The sequence below is a fragment of the Verrucomicrobium sp. BvORR034 genome, assembly GCF_000739635.1.
Classification (GTDB): Bacteria; Verrucomicrobiota; Verrucomicrobiia; order Verrucomicrobiales; family Verrucomicrobiaceae; genus Verrucomicrobium.
This window is the reverse complement of the sequence record NZ_BATQ01000099.1, coordinates 1-20,123: the sequence shown is the minus strand read 5'-3', so window position 1 is coordinate 20,123 and position 20,123 is coordinate 1. Positions and strand designations below refer to the sequence as shown.

Genomic DNA, 20,123 nt, shown 5'->3' with positions numbered 1-20,123 from the left:
TTAGGATCGGAGAGTGGCCACCGTGCTGTCGTCGGTGCCTCGATTGAAGTCGCGGAAAAGGATGCCAGCGGCGAGCGCGGGGTGTTTCTGCTGGAGCCCAGCGTATCGCTCCAAATGCCAGTGACCTTTCAGCCCGTCCGAATTCATGATCAGCATCGAGTCGGGCGACCAATCATACACAAACTCCCGCGGCTTGTGAAATGATCCTCCCACAGTGCCGTTGTGGGATACAAGGTGCGTGCATTTGTCCATCGTGGCAATGACGCCAGAGATGTTGCCGACCCCTGCATATCTCACTTTTTCCTGGCCGAAACTGACCTCTGCAATCGCCACCGCAGCCCCGCGAGTCGCTTTTAACGCGAGGTTCATGCGCTCCAGCAAGGGCACCAAGTCCATATGGTGACCATCTTCGAACACTCTGATTGCCAAATTCGAAGCTTCTGCCGCCAGAGGTCCGTGGCCCAGACCGTCGGCGACGATCATACGAGCCCTCCCACCGGGGAGTTCGTGAAAGCCGTAGGCGTCACCAGACACTGTCTCACCTTTCTTGGCCACGTTGACCAGCCCAGTTTTGCTGGTCGCTGGCTTCTGCGCCTTGTCCAGAAAGAGGTCGCACATCAAGGCAGTGCCGACCGATGGCTGCGAATGAACATCAAACTTCTCTGACGCACGCACAATCGCCCCCAGTCCCATCCCGCCCGTGCCCGCCGAAGAATAGCCGTCTCTTAAACACGCAGCGAAGTTGGCCATCCCTGGTCCCCGATCCAGACAGAGGATTTCCACCCCTTTAAATGGAATTTCGAATTGGCGAAGCAGAAGGAATCCGCCAGAGGTCGTGTGCAACGCCAGATTCCTGGCAAGCTCCGCGATCACCAGTGAAAGCTTGGACCGCTGCTCCTGAGTGAAGCCCCTGTCCGTGGCCCATGAGGCCGCCATACGCCTGGCCTCTCCCTCCTGATGTTGCTCCTCGACGGGGATGTAGATGGATTGTGCCATAGGCTCCCGCAGGACTTATTTCCACTTTGTGATCGTGACGCGAGTCCCTTTGCCCACTTCAGATTCAATGCTGAAATCGTTGACCAACCTTTTGGCACCTCCGAGTCCCAGGCCCATCCCGCTGCCAGAGGTGAAGCCGTCAGAAAGAGCCTGCGGAATGTCGGGGATGCCAGGACCTTTGTCCTCGAACGTAACCCGCACTCCTCCTCGCAAGCCTTCTTGCAGTTTCTCAAGACGCACCTCACCGCCGCCGCCGTAAATGAGGAGGTTCCGAGCGAGTTCACTCGCTGCGGTTACCACCTTCGTCTGGTCCACCAGGGAGCACTTGATCTCGACGGCCCATTTCCGCACCGCCTGACGTACGCTCACGATGTCCCCTTCGCCCCGGACAGGTAAAACTTCGCTATTCAATACAGGCATGGTGGCTTATTCCCTCTCAAGGAGCTTCATCCCCTTCATGACATTGAGGGCCGTCAGCACGCCATTAAGCGAGAGGCCCAGCTCCACGAGGGTGATGGCCACAGCAGGCTGCATACCCACCACCACCGTCTTGGCGTCCAGGACACTGGCCATGGAGGAGATGTTCGCCAACACGCGCCCAATGAAGGAGTCCACCATTTCCAAACTGGAAATGTCGATCAGAACCCCCTTGGCCCCGCTCTCACTGATCTTGTTAGTGAGATCGTCCTGAAGCTGAAGCGCGAGCCGGTCATGCATGTCCACCTGAATCGTGACCAGCAACACCCTTCCCATTTGCAGTATTGGAATCCGTTCCTGCATGTCTGTTTTTGGGCGGAATTTATACTGCGGAACTCGACACCACTTTCATGCCATTGCGCTGCAGGGCCGTCTTGAGGGCCTCGGCCAGAGTGGCCTTGGTGGTGACGGCACTCAGGTCGATGGCAAGGTGCACCATCGTCTGCGCAATCTGCGGACGGATACCGCTGATAATGCAGTCCGCTCCCATGAGCCGCGCGGCAGCGACCGTCTTGAGAAGATGCTGGGCCACCAGGGTGTCAACAGTCGGAACGCCGGTGATGTCAATGATCGCAATCTCAGATCCCGTCTCCACAATGCGCTGCAGAAGAGACTCCATCACCACGCTGGTGCGGGCGCTGTCCAGCGTGCCAATGATGGGAAGCGCCACGATACCATCCCAGAGTTTGACGACAGGGGTCGAAAGTTCCAACATGTCCTCCTGCTGGCGGATGATTACTTCCTCCCTCGACTGGAGGAACACCTCCATGGTAAAGAGCCCCAGCTTGTCGAGCAGCTCACCGACCACTGTGATTTCCTCGATGAACTTGATGGGGTCATCTTTGTGAGCCTCCCGGAGGAGCCGGGTGAGAGGTGCCTTGAGCGACAGCACAAACAGGGCCGTCTCCGTGGGGGTGAAGCCCATACGACCGCGTTGCCGGGAGAGCTCGCCAATAGACTCAAGCACCGGCGACCAGCCCATTGATCGAATGTTGAGGAGATCACCGGAGCCCACAGCCCCTTGAAACCGCTGAAGAAACTCGCGCGACTGGGCGGTTAATTCCTCGACCTTGATCAAGTCCCGCCGCATTCCCTCCGCTTGAAGTTGCTGCTGGACCCATTCTTTCAAAAGGTCTTCCTGACCGTTGCTGATGACCGTCGCCAGTACGCTGCTGCTCATAAAGTTAGGAAAAAGACAGTGGGGGAATATTTCAGGCTCGAACTTATATGGGGTTTTGCAATGGGTTGTTGCAGAAAGTTTACACCTTCTTGCGCGGGCATACACGGGCGCAGCCAGACTCAACTCATCGTAGCTGCTTGGGGCTGCTGGTTGTATCGACCGCAAATTTTTACTCTCCCCCACAGAAATCGGAGCTCATGTTTTGGCAATAGACACAAAAAAAGCCCCGTCTATGGGACGGGGCAATGGAGCGGGTGACGCGATTCGAACGCGCGACATCTTCCTTGGCAAGGAAGTGCTCTACCACTGAGCTACACCCGCAATTGCGTTGCGGACTGTTAGTGTGGCGAGAATCAGAATCGTTTCAAGCTGAAAGTGCTAAAAATGTTTTGGTTCTGCAGATCATTGCCGGAGTACGCGGTGAATGCGTTTGATTGATCACCATGACTCTCCTGCTTGCAAGTCCCCTGAGGCAGGGCAGGTTTACGGTCCCCCTCTTCATACTACAGAGGTCCCCTTTTCATGAACAAGCTCGACGAGATCATTGCCACCAAGCACAAGGAAGTAGAACGCCTGCTGCCCCGGGCCGAGAAGCTGCGGCTTGCCGCCATGGGTCGCGATGATTTCCGATCCCTCTACGATGCGCTTCGAGCCGATCCCACCCGTTTGGGATTGATCGCCGAGGTCAAGAAGGCCAGCCCCTCTGCCGGGGTCATTCAGCCCAACTTTGATTACCTGACGATCGCCCGCACCTATGAAAAAGGCGGGGCCAATGCCCTCTCTGTCCTGACTGACGAAAAGTACTTCCAAGGCCGCCTGGAGTACATGACCACGATCCGGCAGGAAGTGAGCATCCCTGTCCTGCGGAAAGACTTCATCATTCACGAAGTGCAGATCCATGAGGCAGTCGTCGCTGGAGCAGACGCCATCCTGCTCATCGTCGCTGCATTGGATCAGCCCACACTGGAGCATCTCCTGGAGGTTGCTCACAGCTGCCAGTTGGACGTGTTGATGGAAGTACACGATCTGCCGGAACTGGAACGCGCGCTGGCCACCGACGTGCGGATCCTCGGGATCAACAACCGGAACTTGAAGAGCTTTACCGTGGATCTCGCCACAACGGAAGCGCTTGCTGAAGAAGTGCCGGACGATGTCATCCTGGTGAGCGAGAGCGGTATCAAGAGCGTGGACGACGCGGCCCGCTTGGCCATCGCCGGTGCCAATGCCCTCCTGGTGGGTGAGACGCTCATGAGAGCGGAGAATCCGTTGCAGATGGCGCGTGCGTTGCGTGTGGAAATGGCCTTGGACGAAGAGTAGTCAGGAGAATGTCCCGCACTCCCAGACGCAGCATCCCCAGTCGTCGTCCTCAGGGCGCCCGTCGGGCCTCACTGGGCACCATGAAGTGGTTGCTGCTCATCACCATCGTCGTCGTCCTGGCGAAGGTGGTGGTCCCACCCATCTCCCGTACCCTGCTGGCAAAGCAGCTGGAGGCCCCGATCGACCGGACCTCCATGAAGGCCCTGGATCTGGCGGTCAACGCTTATCGGCTGGAGCAGTTCCAGCTGCCTCTGGAACCCGCTTGGAAGGACGAGTCCCAGGCGCATCCTACACAAGGAGTATGGCTGGGAGCACTGACGGGGCAGACGGGCGAACTGAACACCCGGGGCACCGTGTACCTGGCGCTCCCTTCTGCGCCGACCCAGCGAGGAGGGCTCTACAGAGATTCCAGGGGCCAGGTCCGATTGACGGACCAGTTCGGACGGCCGTTTCAGGTGTTGTTTGACCTGGACGGCGACGGTAAAATTCCGAATCCGGACCCCTCTGCCCCTGCTGACAAGAAACTACTGTCAGGGTCCCTGCTCATCTACAGCCTGGGGGCGGATGGGAACGCCAAGACTTGGAAGGACAACCTGACCAGTTGGTAACCTGGTACGCTCTGGAACGCATTGACGTCAGGCACATTCCATGGTGCAATTTTCAACATGGATCTACCCGATACTTTTGGGGACGAGGCAGTGAAACCCGACCGCCCGTCCAAGAGCGGCCGGTTGCGCATTGTGCGACCGGTCTTGTGGATGGCTGCCGGCAGCGTCCTGACCATCCTCGTCCTCGCCATCGTGGCCGCCACTTTCCTCGCCAGCGGCTCCGCCATACGAGAACAGGCTGCGATGAAATCCCTCGCCACTGGGATCGAGAGCTATTTGAAGGAGTACGGCCACTTTCCCGTCTCTGATCCCGGCACCTTGGCGGAAACGGTCTCGATTCCTGCTGAGGGCGAAACAGTCGCCGCCATCCTGGGTGCCGAGAGCCTGCTCAACCCACGCAAGATCCGCTTCTACGACCCGCCCGCTGCCAGGACCGGCAAGGCAGGTCTCGATCAGAGCAACGCGGCGACGATAAGGACGGTGGATTCCAACGGCACCACCTTCTTTCTGGTCATGGACCTCGATGGGGATGGGACGACTCCCAATCCAGATCCCAGGGATGGCCAGTTGAAACAGATTCGAGCTCGCGTTCTGGTCTACTCCGCAGGTCCCGACCTGGATCCTGCCACTTGGGCGGACAATTTGGTGAGCTGGTAATCAGCGATGACTCCCATGGATGACGATAAGTCTGCACCCAACGAGGGTTGGGTGGCGCTGAGGGCAGTAATCCTCGTCGTGTGCCTTTTGCTGTTCATCTCGATCGCCGTCCTCATACTTCAATTTGATCGTTCTGCTGAGCAGAAAGCACAGGCCCTCCACGCCATGAGATCTTCCTTCAAAGGCCTGGAGATCGCGATCAAGGGCTACCAGACAGAATACAACAGATATCCGTTGGCGACAGCCAATGCGGACGAGACCCCCATGCTCAGTGAAGGCAAGATCTTGAAAGCTCTGATGGCGGAAGACTCCGAGCTCAATCCGAGGAAGGTGCGCTTTTTGGATCCCTATGCCGCCAGAGGCGGGAAAGGCGGTTACCTCGTGGACAGTGCGGGCGTTCCTCGCATGGTGGATATCTACGGACAACCTTATCGCATTTGCATCGACTACGATGGGGATGGCACCATCCGGGATCCTCAGTCAGAAAACAAGACCCAACCAGAAACGCTGAGCAGTGGCGTCATCATCTGGTCTGGCGGAAAAGACGGAGACCCTGCCACTTGGAAGGACAATCTGGCCAGTTGGCAGTGATCGCGCCTGTTCAAGTGACGTCGCCGTTTCGCGCTGCCATTTGAAGTGTTGGCCGTAGCGGTTAACTTGTGGTTTGCCACCGAGTTCCCGCCCATCAAATAGCCGATGTCCCCTCGACGTGTTCTGATCTCCCTCCTCGCCACCACGGCGCTCGTAGCGCTGGGAATCTATGCCTGGGGATTACTGCCCAAACCGGAGAACAACCGGATCGTGATTGTCGTGGGGCTTGATGGCTTTCGATCCGACTACCTGCAGAAATTCCAGCCGCCTCTGCTCAACAAGCTGGCCGCCGAGGGCGTGACCACGCCGCGGATGGTGCCCAGCTTTCCCTCCCTCACCTTCCCCAATCTCTATACCTTGGTAACGGGTCTCCGCCCAGCCCGGCATGGCATCGTGGGTAACAGCATGTACGACCCGGAGTTTGACGCCAAATTCTCCCTGGGCAGCCCGGCGGTCAAGGAAGGACGCTGGTGGGGAGGCGAGCCCGTCTGGATCACGGCGGAGCGCCAGGGCCTCCGTTCCGCCTGCATGTTCTGGCCAGGATCTGAAGCCGAAATCCTGGGCCGCCGTCCTCATGACTGGCGTGACTACGACGGCAGCGTCACTGCAGAAAAGCGAGTGTCAACCGTGCTGGAATGGCTGGGGCGTCCTGAAGGAGAGCGGCCCCGACTGGTGACCCTGTATTTCCATGAAGCCGACTCAGCAGGTCACAAATACGGCCCAGACGCTCCCGAAACGACTGAAGCCGTGAAGGTAGTGGACCAAGCCTTGGGGCAATTGCTCGCGGGTGTCAAACAACTCGGTCTGGAGAACCGGGTGCATCTCATCTGCGTGGCGGATCATGGAATGACCGAAGTCAGCCCCGACCGCATCATCAACCTTGCGGACTTCATCGATATCAAGACCGTCGAAGTAGACTCCACTGGCGCGGTGTCGGGCCTGCGGCCCAAGGAAGGCACTCCGGAGGCTCTTGTCGAAAAGTTGAACAAGCCAGAGGCCCGCTTCAAAGCTTACCTGGCCAGTGATGTTCCTGAGCGCTGGCATTTCACGGGCCATCGAAGAATCCCCCCCGTTGTCCTGGTGGCAGATGAGGGCTGGAGCATCGTACGGAAACCAGTCCGAACCGAGGAGGAGCGACGCACCTTCTTGAAGGCAACGCATGGATTTCCCCCAGAACTACCCTCGATGGGAGCCACCTTCATCGCTTGGGGACCCTCCTATCGACGCGGTGTCGCCGTACCGGAATTTGCCAACACGGAGGTGTACGATCTGATCTGTACCACGCTCGGGATTGAACCTGCTGAGAACGACGGGACAGGGGCACTATCTGTCGGAGTGCTGGCTCCGTGAAGGACAGCTAATGGAGGCAATGATCTGCTTCTTCTAAAGAAAAACCCGCCAGGAGCTATTCTCCCTACGGTTCGACTAAAATGTGGCTTGCCATTGGGGAGCCGCTGCGGCTATGCATGTTGCAGCGCCAAGGTCAAATGATTGACCCTTTGTGCTGGTCAACTCCCCCACCCGTCCTTCCCATGATCTTCTTCAGCGGTCACGGCATTCTCATTCCCGTCTTTGCAGTCATTGGCTTTTTCGTCGGCTCTATTGCTGCAGCGGCAGCCGTGGCCATGATGAATCTGTCGCTGGCATGGTCACCTGTCGGGGGCGCCTGGGCCTCAGCCTTGTGCGTCTTGCTCTACGCCAAGACCATCGGGAAGACCGTTGACAACACTTATCTCGATCCAGCCACTGGTCGCCCCGCAGTGTACCGCAAGCGGCACACGTTCTTCTTCATTCCGGCGTTCGCCTGGGCGGTGCTCGGAATGATTGGGGCAGCCTTCATTTCGGTAGGGGCTTTGGTTGCTCCGAAAGATGGGTTTGATCTGGGAAGCTCTTCGAAGAGCGCCGAAGAGGCTTTGTTCGACTCGGCAAATCGCAAAATCACGACGAACAACGAGGGAGTCGCCCACGGAAACTCACCGGAGGCTGAGAAGCTGGCTGCGGAGTTTTCTTCCAAACTCAAGTCACTGCGTGACGTTGGCATCGAACCTTCCAAGAAACGCTCCGTGTCCCTATCTGGCGGAGAGTTCATCACCTTCTGTCACCTTGCCGAAGACACCTGCGCCTTTCTCGTCCATGTGCCAGAGTTGCGGAAGTACACGGACGAAGCCAAGGAGTTCATGGGCGAAGCCGCCTGGGGTGTGGCGCAGCATTGTGTGGCAACGCTGCCTGACAAACCCGAAAAGGTGGCCGTGGGTGTCCGCGGAATCGCCCTCTATGATCGAGTCCTCACCGGGCCCGGCACAGCCGATGAAACCACCGCGCCAGAGGTTCACAAAGGTGCCAACTCCAAGGATGTCCTGTTCACCTACTTTGAAGTGAAAGAGCCCAAGAGTGCCGAGGCGTCAAACCAGCGCCCGACTGCTGCTGCCGCTACTGACAAGGCTCCTGAACCCACCGCTCCGACCGCCCCCACCAGTACCCCACCTGCGGCCGCAACGGAGATGACTCCGCCAGAGGCCCCCACTCCAGCACCCGCTCCCGCAGTCGCTCCGGCTCCCTCACCTGCCCCTGCCTCAACGGCAGCAGCACTGCCCACTCCCGTGAAGGACTGGAAAAGCGCGGATGGCCGGGTGCTGAGTGCAAGCCTGGAAGGCTTTGCCAATGCCGCCACGGCCCGATTCAAGCGCGCCGCAGACGGCGTCGTGTTTGAGGTGCCCGTCGAAAAGTTTGACCCTGCGACCCAGGCAGAAATCAACGCCTTGTTTCCCAAGGGCCAATAGCCCTACCCCTTGGCCAGATGCGGGAAACGGCGGTAGATGCGGCTGCGGTTAACATCCAGCAATCGAGCGGCTTCGGCAACGTTGCCGCCTGTCTGCTCCAGGGCTCGTTGAATCAAGACCTGTTCCGCCTCTTCGAGGTTGAACGGGATCCCTTCCGAAGCCGAGATTGAGACAGCTGAACGGTGTGGTGCGGGTCTGTCGCCCGAAGGTTCCAGCAATTGCAGGTGCTCCTTCTTGATGATCTCCCCACCACTGAGGATAAGAGCCCGTTCGATGACATTTTTCAGCTCGCGCACATTTCCGGGAAAGGCGTAATTTCCCAGTACCGCAAGCGCCTCACGGCTGAGCGTGGGAGCGGTCATGCCCATCTCTCCAGCAAACAGGCTTAAGAAGTGAGACGACAGCAATGACAAATCCTCGGCCCGCTCCCGAAGCGGGGGCGTGTGCACCGAGTAGCGAGCCAGCCGGAAGTACAAGTCCTGACGGAAGTCACCGGAGGCAATCTTGTCCTGGAGGTTCGCATTGGTGGCGCTCACCACACGAACATCCACCTTGCGCGGCTTGGTGCCACCCACTGGGGTCACCTCCCCATCTTCCAGCACGCGCAACAGCTTGGCTTGGAGCGCGGCTGGCATGTCGCCAATTTCATCAAGGAACAATGTCCCTCCATCAGCCAGTTCGAAGTACCCTTTGCGATCATTGGTGGCTCCTGTGAAACTGCCTTTCAGGTGGCCAAAGAAAAGTGACTCCGCCAGCTCACCGGGCACCGCCACGCAGTTCACGGCGACGAAGGGTCCATCTGCACGGGGGCTGTGATGATGCACCGCGCGAGCCACCAGCTCCTTGCCCGTCCCACTCTCCCCAGTGATCAGCACGCTGGTTTTGCCGAACTGTTGAAGCCGGTTGATGTCGTCCAAAATGCGCCGCAGGTGCGGGCTCTCGCCGACGAATCCGCCGAGTCCCCAGCGCTGGGCTTCACGTGTCGCCAGACTGGAGAGGCGTTGCGCAGCCTTGTCCCGCGCCTGCTCCGCCTCGCGACGTTTCAGGATCTCCCGCTCCAACTCGTCATTGCGCTGCTGGAGCTCGCGGGTGAGCAGGCTGAGCTTCAGGTGGGTCGCCACGCGGGTGACCACCTCCTGGGCCTGAAAGGGCTTGTAGATGTAGTCCACCGCCCCCACTTGAAACCCACGCACCACGCTTTCGATCTCATTGCGGCTGGTGACAAAGATGACGGGGATATTGCGAGTCTCATCGCTTGCTTTGAGCTCGCGACAGACCATGAACCCATCCTGACCCGGCATCATCACATCCAGCAAAATGAGATCTGGTTTGGCCTTGGGAGCGAGCTGGAGCGCATCCCTCCCGTTGGAAACCGCGAGAATCTCGTATCCCCGGGGTTCAAGGACATTGCTGATGAGGCTGAGGCTGGCCGGGGTGTCGTCGGCGATGAGGATGCGTTGACGGATCATGCAGGTGAGTTCGGTCAGGTGACGGGGATTTGCGCCACAATGCGTTGGATGGTCTTCATGTCATAGCTGGCCAGGAACTCCCGGAGATGCTGCGCCAGACGTTCCCCGGCTGGTCCCAGTTGCTCCATTTCGACGAGACATCCCTTCAACACCGTGGCGCTGTGCAGTTCTGCGGCCATGGTGAGACGGGTGGCCAGCTCTTCGGGCAGGCTCACTTGTCGAAGATCTACAGACTCCTCCCAGCTGCTCATACCGTTGGGCAGAGGCTCGTATTCGAACTTCACCTCCAGCAGCGTCTCCATGCATCCATAGATGCGCTCCGCCCGGAATGGCTTGGCAACGAAGTCATCACACCCGGTTTTGAGATAAGCCTCTCTCTCATGCGCCAGGGCGGAGGCGGAGGTGGCAACAATCTTAAGTCCCATGCTGCCAAACTCTTCGACCAGCCGCCGGGTGGCTTCGACGCCATCGAGCTCAGGCATGCGCATATCCATGAAAACGATCTGCGGCCTCGAGACGCGCACGACTTCGATGGCCTGACGTCCGTTTTCAGCCAGTACCACCTCACAACCCACCAGAGTCAGAAGCGTGGCCAGGACCTCACGATTCTCGGCGATATCATCGACCACCAGCGCCCGCACCTTGTAGTCTGCGGCCAGGTGCAGCACTCGCGGCGTGGCGTGTCGGCCGTTTCCAGACCGCGCCGCTGCGGTCTGCGGGAGCGCCAGCGTGGCGCTGAAGCAGGATCCCCGCCCCACCTCTGAACGCACGGTGAGACTGCCGCCCATGATCTCCATCTGCTTCCGGGCGATGGCAAGGCCCAGCCCAGTGCCCCCCGGCACCGTGGCGGCTCCCCCTTGCTGAAACGGCTCAAAGATCTTCTCTCGCATCTCCTCGCTGATACCGGTGCCAGTGTCCTCCACCTCAAAGCGCCACACGTCGGCATCACCCGGCAGGGCTCGGAGCGTCACCCGCCCACGGCTGGTGAACTTCACTGCATTGGCCAGGAGATTGATCAACACCTGGCGAAGCTTGCCCTCATCCCCTTTCACCATGAACGGCTGATCCGGACCGGACAGTTCCAGTCGCAATCCCAGCTGTTTCTCCTCGCACCGCTGCTGGAACATGCCTTCCAGATCCCGGAGGGTGGCGGTGAGATCAAACTCGGTCAGAGAGAGCTCCATCCGGCCGGCGTCGATCTTCGAGAGATCCAGAATCTCATTGATCAGGTGCAGCAGATGGTCCCCGCTGTGAAGGATGGTGGCCACCGCATCGCGATGGAAAGGGTGCAAGGTGGGCTCACGCGCGAGGATCTGGGAGTAGCCCAGAATGGCGTTCATGGGCGTGCGGATCTCGTGGCTCATGTTGGCCAGGAACTCCGATTTCGCCTGGTTGGCCGCCTCCGCCGCGGCCTCGGCCGCCTTCCGAATCCCCACCTCATTGAGCAGGACCGCATTCGACTCGCGAATCTCTGCGGCGCGTCGGGCCAGAGACCACAGATGGCCGGCCAGCAAGACGGAGATGAGACTGCCTGCCCCCAATGCCACCCAGGGCATGCCATCAGTACGAAAGCGGGAGAAGCCCGGAGCGGGCTCGAAGAGGAGGGCCCACCGTCGCCCGGCCACGTCCAGCGTAGTTTTCCAAACCGGCGCTCCCTTCAGGCGCGTGCCGTCCTGCCGATGGATCAACTGGCCGTCTGCGAGATCCCGCACAGTCAGGAGGATCTCCCGATTGCTGGCATGACGCAATGACATCTCCACCATGTCTCCAATGCGGAACACGGCGGTGGCAAAGCCTTGCAGATGCAACCGTCTTTCCTCCACCGAAGCCGCCTGACCGCGATAAAGCGGCTCGAAGACAAGGAAGCCCCGCTGCGATCCTGTCTCCTGCGCAAGCCGGATGGGCGCCGTGGCTGTCGCCGTGCCGGTGTCCCGCGCCTGCTCCAGAGCCGAGCGGCGGGTGGGCTCGGACCCCACGTCGAAACCCAATGCTTGAGCGTTGCGTTGCAAGCTCTCCAGATAGAATACAGGAAAGTACTCCTCCCGAACCTGGGCCGGGCCCATGTGGCCTTCGGACTTTTCTTCTGTGAAGTGGAAGTTGGGGAAGCCCTCCTGTCGAGCGCGGGATTCCCAGGCCTCGCGATCACCCCCTGCCACGCGGGGATCCCACGCCAGAGCCTGCAGTTCCGGCTGCCGCGCCAAGGCCTCATTCACAAAGTCCCGAAACTCTGTCCGAGTCACCTCGCCCCCCCTTGCCACATACAGTGCCACCATGGCGTGCAGCACCTCCATGGATCGCAGCACCTGGCCCCGGAGCAGCTCGGCTCGATCCTGGCCGAGTCGCCGAACCTCCTCCTCCCAGGCCCGTTGATTCCCCTTCCAGAGCAATCCACTGACCCAGACCGTCAGAGCCAGCCCCAGACTGAGCACGGCCAGCGCTGAGGCCTTGGCAGTCAGTTGAGGTTGAGGCGGTTTGGGCATCTTTACGGTGGTCGAGCCTTCCTAAAAGAAGCACCACCCGTGCCATTTTTAGCAGCTTCCCCCTTGGGAGCCTCACGCTCCCTACCGCCATGAACCCGGTGAGGGACGATCTCCGTTCAAACACCAAGTCCATGAAAGTCACCCCACCCTCCTCACAGGGCTTCGTCAATCAAGATGACGAGAGCAAACACCAGAAGCTACAGAAGAGCGAGGTCGCACGGCAAAATGATGACCTTGCCAGCGTGGACAAGACCGATACAGCCCCGCTCCACCGCAAGGAAGACTTGTCGCAGGGGGATGAAGGAGTTGATGATCCCCAGTGAAGTTTTCAGTTTTCAGTTTCAAGTTTTCAGCCCCGCATGCTGACACTTGGGAGGCTCAAGCTGAAAACTGAAAACTCCCCTACGCCATCATCCCTTTGACCAAGTGCCCGTGCACATCGGTCAGCCGGTAGCGACGCCCCTGGAACTTGTAGGTCAGCTTCTCGTGATCGATACCAAGCAGATGAAGAAGTGAGGCGTGGAAGTCGTGGATGTGTACGCCGTCTTTGACCACGTTATACCCGAACTCGCAGGTCTCTCCGTACGTGGTTCCTGCGTTGACGCCCGCGCCTGCCATCCAGACGCTGAAGCAGCGGGGATGGTGATCACGACCGAAGTTTGACTGGATCTTGCCCTGGCAATAGTTGGTGCGGCCAAACTCCCCACCCCAGACCACCAGGGTATCATCCAGCAGGCCGCGTTGTTTGAGATCCTTCACGAGTGCAGCGGCTGGCTGATCGGTCTCATGGCACAGCTTGGGGAGCTCCCCTGGCAGGCCACCATGATGGTCCCAATCCTGATGGTAGAGTTGGATGAAGCGCACGCCCTTCTCCGCCAGACGACGAGCTTGCAGGCAGTTCGCAGCGAAGGTGCCGGGCGTCTTCACATCGGGCCCGTAGGAGTCCAGTACATGCTGAGGTTCATCCGAGGTGTCGGTGACCTCCGGGATGCTGGACTGCATCCGGTACGCCATTTCATAGTGGGCGATCCGGTTCTGAATCTCTACATCCGGCGTCAGTTCGAGCTGGTGTTCGTGAAGCTCCATCAGCCGATCCAGCATGCGCCTGCGGCCCGCATCCGTGATGCCGGCGGGATTGCCCAGATAGAGCACAGGATCCTCGGCTGCACGGAAAAGCACTCCTTGATGTTTGGTGGGAAGGAAGCCGCTGCCCCAGAGATGCGCTCCCAGAGGCTGCCCTCCCTTCCCCTTGGTGATCAACACCACGAACGAGGGCAGGTTCGCATTGTCCTGACCCAGTCCGTAGCTCAGCCAGGCTCCCATGCTGGGACGTCCGGCAATCTGTGAGCCGGTCTGGAGGAAGGTCACGCCCGGGCCGTGATTGATCGCTTCGGTGTAGAGGGATCGAACCACGCAAATATCCCCTGCGATGCTGGCAGTGTGCGGGAGAAGCTCACTCATCCAGGTCCCCGACGGCCCATACTGCTGGAACTTGAACGGCGAACCAACCAGGGGAATGGACGACTGATTGCCTGACATGCCGGTCAGACGCTGCCCTCCACGTACCGAATCCGGCAGTTGCTCGCCATGCCGCTCGTTGAGCAACGGCTTATAGTCCAGCAGATCCAGTTGGGACGGCCCACCGGACATGAAAAGGTAGATGATCCGATTGGCCTTGGGGGCCAGATGAGGAGCACCCAACACCCCGCCGCTTTCTGCCATGGCCGCCGCCGCACCTTGCTGGGTCGCCAGCATCTCTGCCAAGGCCACCCCGCCCAGACCCATGCCAAAGCGGTTGAGGAACTGCCGTCGCGTGGGCAATCCAGATGGAGGCATATCAAGGGTCGAGTTCATAAGAGTCAGGGCCTATCGCTTCACCACGCACACGTCATGGTTCAACAAAACTTGTGCCAGCACCATGGCGGCTGCCGCCTCGGGATCGGGAATCGAAGTGTCTTTGTCTGCCGCGCCCACATTCAGAAGCAGGGCCGCCAGTTCAGGTTGTTTCCGGTAATCTTCCAGTTCCTCCTGGTAGAGGCGCATGCAGACTTCCCGCTCGCGGGCGTCCGGCATGCGTCCCAAGCAGGTCATGAAGCCGGCATCCACCATGGCTTCGACACTCCCGCCCTGCTCCTTGTACAACTTGGCACCCAACATCCGCGCCGCTTCCACATACTGCGTGCCGTTCAGCAGAATGAGGGCTTGTAGCGGAGAATCGGTCCTTTCACGCTTGGCGGAACAAACGGCCCGACGCGGGGCATCGAAGGCAATCATGGCGGGCGGAGGACTGGTGCGACGCCACGTGGTGTACAGACTGCGACGGTATACTCCCTGCCCTGCTGAAGGTTGCGCGGGCTTGAAAGCCTCTTCCATCTCGTAAGGATTCACCGGGGGACCTCCCACCTGTGGGGCAAGCAGGCCGCTCGCAAACAGGGCGTTGTCACGAATCATCTCCGCCGGCAGCCGGAAGCGAGGTCCGCGCGCCAGCCACTGGTTGTCTGGATCGTCGGTCATGACCTCCAGGCTGCCGATGCTCTGCTGACGGTAGGTGCGAGACATGACCATCGTCTTCATCAGACCTTTCACATCCCACCCCGACTCCATGAAATGCCATGACAGCCAGTCCAGCAGTTCAGGGTACAACGGGCGCTCGCCCTGGCTCCCGAAATCCTCAGACGTCTTCACGAGTCCCCGGCCGAACAGCCCCTGCCACATACGGTTCACGGAAACTCTCGCCAGCAGCGGATTTTCCCGACTGGTCAGCCAACGGGCCAATCCCAGGCGGTTCTTGGGCTGTCCTGCGGGAATCGGAGGCAGGGCCTCGGGCGTGTTGGCAGTGACTTCATCCCGGCGCTGGGTATATTCTCCCCGGAACAGGACGTAGGCCTTCTTCGGCTCAGGAAGCTCCTTCATCACCATGATCTCCTTGGTCCCGTCTTGAAGACCATAAGACTCAGCCCGTGCCGCTTGCAGGGCGGTCAGGTGCTGGCTCCAGGAATCATCCACGGTCGTCAGAAAGTACTCCCGCCAGAGGTTTTCATTCTGAAGCTCCTTTTTGGGAGCCTCGGGATCGAAGATCGACAGCGCTTCCAAGGCCGTCACCTCGCGATTGAAAATCCGGACTTCATCTACGGCCCCGTCTTTGAACCCACGATCACGGAACCTTTCCCCCAGCGAGATGTTGTCGTGCCCACCTCCCGTGATGCCCTTGGTCAGCGCGTCGCGAATCACTTCCACCTTCGCAAGCTTGCCGTTGACATAGATCTTGAGCCCCCCAGCCGTACTGGAGCCGTCATTGGTCACGGTCACATGGGTCCACTGGTTCAGAGGCACTTCTGCCTTCGACCGCACAGAAGCCGCGTTTCCAGGCCAGAAATGAATGAGCGACCACTTGAGACGTCCATCCTCGATCAAAAGTTCATAGCCCCGGCTCGCGGCATCGGTGGAAGCTTGGGAACGATGCAACACCACCGCACGTTCTTTCCGATCCAGCGTCTTCAACCATAGGGAAATGCTGAACGGTTCGTGCCGGTTGTAGTTCCCCAGCCCAAGATCCATGGAGTCGTCTCCGGTGAACTTGAGAGCCTTCCCATGACGCCCGTCGATCAATGCATTGGCTCCTTTAACCACGGCTGCCCCCTTCTCATCCAGGGCATTGGGAGACTTGCCTCCCTCCAGCTGATCCAGGTCAAAACGGGCTGTTTCGCCTTTAGCCGTCACGGCACCCTCCTGGAACTGCCACCAGTTCTTGAACCCGTTTTCCAGGCTCAGAGCCAGGTAAACACCGTCCTCGTTGAGACCATCCACTTTGCGCTTGGCGGCATTCAGGCGCTCTTTGGTCGCACTGTCGACCAGAGCCAAGGTGGGTGTGGGTTGCGAGGGGGTAAAGTAAGAGTACAGCCCCGCTTCATCGATGTTCTGGAAGAACGCGAACAGCGAGTAGTAGTCCTTGTGCGTGATGGGATCATACTTGTGATCGTGACAGCGGGCACACTCCATGGTGAGGCCGAGGAAGGCAGTGGAGAACGTCTGGATGCGGTCCGCGACATACTCCACCCGGTACTCCTCCTCCACACTGCCTCCCTCTGACTCCTGCTGATGCAGCCGGTTGAAAGCTGTGGCCAGGATTTGCTCATCGGTCGCCTGGGGGAGCAGGTCCCCTGCGATCTGCCAAGTAACAAACTGATCAAAGGGCAGGTTCTCATTGTACGCCTTGATGACCCAGTCCCGCCACGGCCAGACCTCCCGTTCACGATCCACCTGGAAGCCATAGCTGTCCGAATAGCGCGACATATCCAGCCAGTCCACAGCCATACGCTCGCCGTAGTGAGGAGACTGTAGCAGCCGGTCCACCAGTCGTTCATAGGCATCCGGTGCCGGGTCTTTGATAAAGGCCTCCACATCCGCCGCACTCGGCGGCAACCCTGTGAGGTCAAAGCTCACCCTTCGGATTAAGGTTTCACGTGTGGCCTCGGGTTGGAGCTGCAGGTGCTTGCCCGCAAGTCCGGCCGTAACCACGGCATCGATGACAGAGGTTCCAGATTGACCAAGTCTGGATAGCTGCTCGCCCTTCAACGGGACGAAGGACCAGTGCGCTTCGTATTCTGCGCCCTCCTCAATCCAACGCTTCAAAAGGGCGCGATCCGCATCGCTCAGGTGGCGATTGCTTTTCGGCGGAGGCATGGCGTCGTCGGCATCATGCGTGAAGATTCGCTCCATGAGCGTGCCCTTCGAAGCATCGCCAGGGATGATCGCCCCCTCTTTGATGGCATCCTCTCTCTTGTCCAGTCGCAGCCCCGCCTCGCGCGTGGCGGAATCTGGGCCGTGGCAGTAGAAGCAGTTCTCGCTAAGCAGAGGACGGATATCTCTGTTGAACTGTACCTTCGCTGGAGCAGCCGCCGTCACGCCGCCAACTCCAACCATCAGTGGTAGGATCCGGAGCAACAACGATTGCAGGCGTGTGACGGTCATCGGCATGGTGTCAGGTCTCAATGGCACTGCCGCGCCCAGTTAGGACACGCGGCCTGATTTTTCTTGTTTCTCGCATTTAAGCGATGATGCCTTTGACGACGTTTCCAGCGACTCCAGTGAGTCGCATGTCGAGTCCCTGGAATTTTACGGTCATGCGTTTGTGATCAATGCCCAAAAGGTGCAGCATCGTGGCATGCAGATCGTGCACCGGCACCACGTTCTCCACCGCACGGTAGCCCAGCTCATCTGTCGTACCGTAAGTTCCCGGCTTCACTCCGCCGCCGGCCATGGCAACGCTGAATGCGAGAATATGGTGGTCGCGACCAGACCCCTGCCCCATGGGCGTGCGGCCAAACTCCCCACCCCATAGCACCAGGGTATCGTCCAACAGGCCCCGTTGTTTGAGATCCTTGATCAGGGCGGCGCTGGCTTGATCCACGTCTTGGGCCGCGCTCTTCATCCCGTCCACAATGCCGCCGTGGTGATCCCACGCGCGGTGGTAGAGCTGGATCATCCGCACGCCCCGCTCGGCCATGCGGCGCGCCAGCAGGCAGTTGCTGGCAAACGATCCATCGCCGGGCTCCTTGATCCCGTACATGTCCAGCACCTCCTTGGATTCGCTCTTCATGTCAGTGAGTTCCGGCACGGAGGTCTGCATACGGAAGGCCATCTCATACTGCGCGATGCGGGTCTGGATCTCCGGGTCCACCCGCTGCTCTCCCAGCAGGCCGTTCATGCGTTGGATCTCCTCCACCACCTGCCGCTGGGTACTCTGGCAGACACCCTCCGGACTCCCCAGATAGTGCACCGCATTCCCTTTGGAATTGAAGAGGATGCCCTGAAATTTGCTGGCAAGAAAGCCGCTGGACCACTGGCGGGCGGAGATGGGCTGCTGCCCGGATTTGCCGGCAGATGTCAAGACCACGAACCCCGGCAGCTCCTCTGTCTCGCAGCCCAAACCGTACAGCAGCCACGAGCCCATGCTCGGCCGCCCCTTGATGATGGACCCGCTGTTCATGAACGCATGCGCCGTATCGTGATTGATCTGCTCCGTCTGCATGGAACGGATGATGCACAACTCATCCGCCACTCCTGCCATGTGGGGAAAGAGATCCGAGATCTCATTCCCCGTCTGTCCGTGTTTGGTGAAGTTGCAGAACGCTCCCCTCGCCTTCAGTTCCGCCCCTTGGAGCTGGGCGAGCTGTTGTCCTTTGGTGAAGGATTCAGGAAATGCCTTGCCATCGAGATCCTTCAGGACCGGCTTCCAATCGAACGTTTCCAGATGCGAAGGACCGCCCGCCATGCAGAGATGGATGACCCGCCGGGCCTTGATAGGAGCGTGCGGCTTGAGCACCGCCCCGCGCCAGCGTTCTGATGACGAGCCTGCATAAGATTGCTCCAACAAGCTGGCGAGTGCCATGCCGCCCAGTCCATAGGCGGACTGCTGCAGGAACGCGCGGCGTTGGAGAAGGGGCGCAGGGTGATAGGATGGCGAGGACATGGGGAAGAGAAGAAAACTTCAAAATTCAAATGCCAAACTTCAATTCAGCTACTTTGCCCGGCGACCCGTCGTATCTTGGCCAGGATCAAAAGCAACTCGCTGGCTTCTTTGTAAAGGGCACGAGCCTCAGGCGCCAATTCAGGCTCTGAAACCGCAATCATTCTAAGGAAGAAGCGGACCTCCTTTGCCTCTTTTACACAACGACTGATGATAAATACAAAATCTCTTTTTGAGACGCGCTCACTGGCCTCCATGTAATTGGCGCCCACACTTGTGGCAGCACCAACCAGTTGATCAATCAACCGATTGTTGGTCGGGCATAAAGGCACCTTCTTGCAGAATCGAACCGACGCAGCCCCGAATTGAGTTGTTCGCTCTTCGAGATCAAACGGCCGCTTGGCTACAGCATACTGTTCACCATCTTCATTCACGGAGAATGAATCATCTTCCTGAGAGTTTGCAAGCTCAGCAGGCTCCAAGGCTGACCAATCGTCCTCAGCTGCATGATTGGGAAATTCCATGAAGTTTGGTATTTGAAATTTGAAGTTTGGCCGCTCAATACCGAGTGATAGTCTCTTGGAGATTCAGCATCACGCGAGCGACCGAAGTCCACGCGGCGATCTCAACGGTGTCCAGTCCAGTGACCGCAGGCGAAAGGCCCGCCTTCACCACCTTGGCCGCATCTTCGGGAGCGCTCTTGAACTGCTCCCGCTGTGAATTGAGGAAATAAGTCAAAGAAGCCCGTTCCTCGCCATTCAACGCCCGCCCCGCAGCCAGTTCCATTGCGGCATTGAGCCGGGCGTCGTCACCCGCAACATCCAGCTTCAGCAGGCGTTCCGCAAACACCCGGGCCGCTTCCACGAAGGTGGGGTCATTGAGCAGAGTCAACGCCTGCTGCGGGGTGTTGGACACCGTTCGACTGGCCGTACACTCATCACGCATAGGCGCATCGAAGTTGGCCAGCATGGGGTGCAGGAAGGTGCGCTGCCAGTGCATGTACACGCCGCGACGCCACTGGCGGTCATCCGTTTCTGCGAGATAGTTCCGGTCGGGGAACTGGAGGTTTTCATAGTACCCCTCGGGCTGATATGGCTTC

Annotated in this window: 18 protein-coding genes and 1 tRNA gene; 7 read left to right on the top strand and 12 right to left on the bottom strand. The window is 59.3% G+C overall.

The genetic code is table 11. The features are described 5' to 3' along the window. The 5 genes from BV034_RS16655 to BV034_RS16635 all read right to left on the bottom strand — a co-directional run bounded on the left by BV034_RS16655 (position 1) and on the right by BV034_RS16635 (position 2,974). Positions 1-996, bottom strand: a complete 996-nt coding sequence (locus BV034_RS16655) for a SpoIIE family protein phosphatase (protein ID WP_050028130.1) — start codon at positions 994-996, stop codon at positions 1-3. 15 nt (positions 997-1,011) lie between these two features. Then, entirely contained in the window at positions 1,012-1,416 is a 405-nt protein-coding gene (locus BV034_RS16650; RefSeq protein WP_050028129.1) for an anti-sigma regulatory factor, read from the bottom strand. Between the two features lie 6 nt (positions 1,417-1,422). Then, the gene (locus BV034_RS16645; protein WP_050028128.1) at positions 1,423-1,776 is read right to left on the bottom strand and encodes an STAS domain-containing protein; all 354 of its coding nucleotides are present in this window, start codon (positions 1,774-1,776) and stop codon (positions 1,423-1,425) included. A 19-nt stretch (positions 1,777-1,795) separates the two neighbouring features. Next, positions 1,796-2,653, bottom strand: a complete 858-nt coding sequence (locus tag BV034_RS16640; RefSeq protein WP_050028127.1) for an STAS domain-containing protein — start codon at positions 2,651-2,653, stop codon at positions 1,796-1,798. Between the two features lie 246 nt (positions 2,654-2,899). Beyond that, a tRNA-Gly gene (locus BV034_RS16635) sits at positions 2,900-2,974 on the bottom strand. A gap of 201 nt (positions 2,975-3,175) precedes the next feature. On the opposite strand from BV034_RS16635, the gene trpC reads away from it, so the two are divergent. From trpC to BV034_RS16605, 6 genes are all read left to right on the top strand, one after another. Continuing rightward, entirely contained in the window at positions 3,176-3,970 is a 795-nt protein-coding gene (trpC, locus tag BV034_RS16630; protein WP_050028126.1) for an indole-3-glycerol phosphate synthase TrpC, read from the top strand. A gap of 8 nt (positions 3,971-3,978) precedes the next feature. Next, entirely contained in the window at positions 3,979-4,578 is a 600-nt protein-coding gene (locus BV034_RS16625; protein ID WP_265593092.1) for a hypothetical protein, read from the top strand. A 57-nt stretch (positions 4,579-4,635) separates the two neighbouring features. Beyond that, a complete protein-coding gene (locus tag BV034_RS16620; RefSeq protein WP_050028124.1) occupies positions 4,636-5,235 on the top strand; it encodes a hypothetical protein in 600 nt (199 codons plus the stop codon). A gap of 165 nt (positions 5,236-5,400) precedes the next feature. Beyond that, positions 5,401-5,826, top strand: a complete 426-nt coding sequence (locus BV034_RS16615) for a hypothetical protein (RefSeq protein WP_265593091.1) — start codon at positions 5,401-5,403, stop codon at positions 5,824-5,826. Between the two features lie 105 nt (positions 5,827-5,931). Further along, positions 5,932-7,176 carry a nucleotide pyrophosphatase/phosphodiesterase family protein gene (locus tag BV034_RS16610; RefSeq protein WP_050028122.1) on the top strand — a complete coding sequence of 415 codons (1,245 nt, stop codon included), beginning with the start codon at positions 5,932-5,934 and terminating at the stop codon, positions 7,174-7,176. A 182-nt stretch (positions 7,177-7,358) separates the two neighbouring features. Then, positions 7,359-8,606, top strand: a complete 1,248-nt coding sequence (locus tag BV034_RS16605; protein ID WP_050028121.1) for a hypothetical protein — start codon at positions 7,359-7,361, stop codon at positions 8,604-8,606. Positions 8,607-8,608: 2 nt separating this feature from the next. Here BV034_RS16605 and BV034_RS16600 read toward each other — a convergent pair whose 3' ends face one another. Together BV034_RS16600 and BV034_RS16595 are read right to left on the bottom strand one after the other, a co-directional pair. Next, entirely contained in the window at positions 8,609-10,075 is a 1,467-nt protein-coding gene (locus tag BV034_RS16600) for a sigma-54 dependent transcriptional regulator (RefSeq protein ID WP_050028120.1), read from the bottom strand. A gap of 14 nt (positions 10,076-10,089) precedes the next feature. Beyond that, positions 10,090-12,555, bottom strand: coding sequence for a CHASE domain-containing protein (locus tag BV034_RS16595; RefSeq protein ID WP_050028119.1), 2,466 nt, complete (start codon positions 12,553-12,555; stop codon positions 10,090-10,092). A gap of 131 nt (positions 12,556-12,686) precedes the next feature. Here BV034_RS16595 and BV034_RS16590 point away from each other — a divergent pair, with 131 nt between their 5' ends. After that, positions 12,687-12,878: a hypothetical protein gene (locus BV034_RS16590; RefSeq protein ID WP_265593090.1), complete on the top strand. Its 192-nt coding sequence runs from the start codon at positions 12,687-12,689 to the stop codon at positions 12,876-12,878. Positions 12,879-12,957: 79 nt separating this feature from the next. Here BV034_RS16590 and BV034_RS16585 read toward each other — a convergent pair whose 3' ends face one another. The 5 genes from BV034_RS16585 to BV034_RS16565 form a co-directional block, all read right to left on the bottom strand. Beyond that, the gene (locus BV034_RS16585) at positions 12,958-14,391 is read right to left on the bottom strand and encodes a DUF1501 domain-containing protein (protein ID WP_343123294.1); all 1,434 of its coding nucleotides are present in this window, start codon (positions 14,389-14,391) and stop codon (positions 12,958-12,960) included. 30 nt (positions 14,392-14,421) lie between these two features. Next, entirely contained in the window at positions 14,422-17,532 is a 3,111-nt protein-coding gene (locus tag BV034_RS16580) for a DUF1553 domain-containing protein (RefSeq protein WP_265593089.1), read from the bottom strand. A gap of 70 nt (positions 17,533-17,602) precedes the next feature. Next, entirely contained in the window at positions 17,603-19,027 is a 1,425-nt protein-coding gene (locus BV034_RS16575) for a DUF1501 domain-containing protein (protein ID WP_050028115.1), read from the bottom strand. Between the two features lie 44 nt (positions 19,028-19,071). Further along, entirely contained in the window at positions 19,072-19,548 is a 477-nt protein-coding gene (locus tag BV034_RS16570) for a four helix bundle protein (RefSeq protein WP_081887876.1), read from the bottom strand. A 34-nt stretch (positions 19,549-19,582) separates the two neighbouring features. Continuing rightward, positions 19,583-20,123 (bottom strand): DUF1553 domain-containing protein (locus tag BV034_RS16565; protein WP_265593088.1); only part of this gene is annotated, 541 nt, incomplete at its 5' end.